This window comes from Treponema sp. (assembly GCF_024696245.1).
Lineage (GTDB): Bacteria > Spirochaetota > Spirochaetia > Treponematales > Treponemataceae > Treponema_D.
Map to the genome: position 1 here is coordinate 1 of NZ_JAILGZ010000023.1, position 2,465 is coordinate 2,465.

Below are 2,465 nucleotides of genomic sequence, written 5' to 3' on the forward strand. Positions count from 1 at the left end.
TGCATTTTTTTGAACACTGGCAATAACAACTTTACATTTTGGCTTCTGAGTATACACTTCTGAAGCAGCAATAATTTCGCCATTTCCAGCGACAAGATTAAACTTGAATCCACCATCTTTTGTTCTGTTTATAACGAACTTGCCCATTTCCCAAACCTCCATAAAAAGTCAAGCTCTAGCGAGCCGTAGAAATTATCTTTATACCCTATATTATAAACCTCAATAGGAATATTGGCAAATATTATTTTTCAGATAAAAGAAGTTCAAAAAAATTACAAACAGCTATTTACAAGAATCAGACTCACAGTGAGAAGCGGAACCATGTCCGTCAGTAGCATTTTTAGTAAGCATTTCCTGCATTGTATGCCATCCTAATACGGCACACTTTACTCTAGCAGGCATAAAACTTATATTTTTAAGAGCAGCAGCTTCATCAAGCTCTGCAATCTGTTCATCAGTAGTTTTACCCTGAATCATATCCATGAAAAGCCCTGCAAGACGCAGGGCTTCTTCTTTTGTTTTTCCAATAACAGAATCAAGCATTAAATCTACCGATGCCTGACTTATGGCACAACCAGAACCATTAAAAGAACCTTCTGTTATAACCCCGTTTTCATCAAGAGAAAGTTGGAGATAAATATTATCCCCACAACTTGGATTTACTCCCTGAAGAGTAAAGGTTGGATTTTCCATAACTCCCTTATGATTAGGATTGATATTATGCTCATTTAAGATTTCCTGGTATAATGCCTTCAAGTCCATTATTTTAACCCCATCCACTCACGAATATGAGAAACTTTCTCTACAAAAGTTTCAGCTTCGGCTTCTGTATTATAAAAATACATACTTGCTCTAGCAGTACTGCCTACACCCAATTTCTGCATAAGAGGCTGAGCACAGTGATGTCCAGCTCTTATAGCAATATTCTCAGTATCCAAAAGCGTTGCAACATCATGCGGATGAACATCGTCTATTGTGAAAGTAACAATTCCACAATGATTTTCAGCTTTTTTATTACCAATAACATGGACAAAAGGCAATTTACTAAAACCATTCATTACAACTTCTGCAAGATGATTATCATTCTTTTCAATAACATCAAAGCCAACATCTTCAATGTACTTAATTGCTCTGGCAAGACCTGCTGCATCAGCTGCATTTACAGTACCAGCCTCAAACTTATGTGGCAGTTCTGCATAAGTTGCACTATCACGAGTTACATATTCAATCATTTCACCGCCAGAAAGGAATGGAGGCATCTGTTCAAAAATCTGTTTTTTACCATACAGAACACCAATTCCCATAGGACCACAAAGTTTATGACCACTCAATGCAAAAAAATCTGCATCCATATCCTGCACATCAATTTTCATGTGAGGAGAACTTTGTGCACCATCAATAATAACACAGGCTCCCTTTCCACCATTTCCAACTTTATGTGCATAAGAAGCAATTTCTTTTACAGGATTTGTAATGCCAAATACATTACTGACATGAACAATGGAAACAATTTTTGTTTTTGCAGTTATCTTTGACTCATACTCTTCTTTGGTAATGACGGCATCATCATTACATTCAAGGAAAACAAGTTTTGCACCTCTTTCACGGCAAACCATCTGCCAAGGCAACAGGTTAGAATGATGTTCCATGCAGGAAACAACAATTTCATCACCTTCCTTGATATTATTCAGACCATAACTATAGGCTACAAGATTTAAACTTTCCGAAGTATTTCTTGTAAATACAATTTCACAGTCTTCTTTGGCATTCAAAAATCCAGCTACAGTATGTCGTGCATCTTCATAAGCATCTGTAGCCTTTACACTCAGCCCATAAAGACCACGCAAAGGATTCGCATTGCATTTTGTATAAAAGTCAGATATTGCATCAATAACACACTGAGGACGCTGAGTTGTAGCAGCATTATCAAAATAGATAAGATTTTTATATTCCGAATTATTCAAAATAGGGAAATCTTTACGATAGGACAATACATTACTCATTTACAAATGCTCCTTCTACAAAATTCAAAATCTGAGTTACAAGAACTTCATCCGGAATATCTTTACAAGCAGAAATAATCTTTGCCCGTATCAAAAGTTTCAGAGCAGTTTTTGCATCTATTCCCCTGCTGTTCATATAAAACAAAATTTCACTACCAAGTCTTCCAACAGAAGAACCATGCCTACCGTCAACATCCTCTTCTCCACATAAAATAACAGGAAGAGTTTTATTCACAACATCAGGATTTAAAAGCAGAACATCTTCCTGCTCATCTCCCTTTGCATCTTTACAGCCTTTAATAAAATCTATTGTACCGCGCCAAACTTTAGATGCACTGTCCATAAGAACACCGTCTGTACGCATAAAACTGTCAGTTTCACGCCCTATCTGACGTACAACATAATTTATATCAAGTGAATGATTTTTATTAACCGCATAGCAGATTTTGCTATTAGAACAAG

Annotated in this window: 4 protein-coding genes; all 4 read right to left on the minus strand. The window is 36.4% G+C overall.

The features are described from left to right. Positions 1–162 (minus strand): YegP family protein (locus K6D58_RS01585; protein ID WP_367182323.1); only part of this gene is annotated, 162 nt, incomplete at its 3' end. Positions 163–282: 120 nt separating this feature from the next. Beyond that, positions 283–762, minus strand: a complete 480-nt coding sequence (sufU, locus tag K6D58_RS01590; RefSeq protein ID WP_296826874.1) for a Fe-S cluster assembly sulfur transfer protein SufU — start codon at positions 760–762, stop codon at positions 283–285. Further along, positions 762–2,003, minus strand: coding sequence for an aminotransferase class V-fold PLP-dependent enzyme (locus K6D58_RS01595; RefSeq protein WP_296826876.1), 1,242 nt, complete (start codon positions 2,001–2,003; stop codon positions 762–764). Before K6D58_RS01595 ends, sufU begins: the two co-directional genes overlap by 1 nt. After that, positions 1,996–2,465 (minus strand): SufB/SufD family protein (locus K6D58_RS01600; RefSeq protein ID WP_296826878.1); only part of this gene is annotated, 470 nt, incomplete at its 5' end. The genes K6D58_RS01595 and K6D58_RS01600, both read right to left, overlap by 8 nt.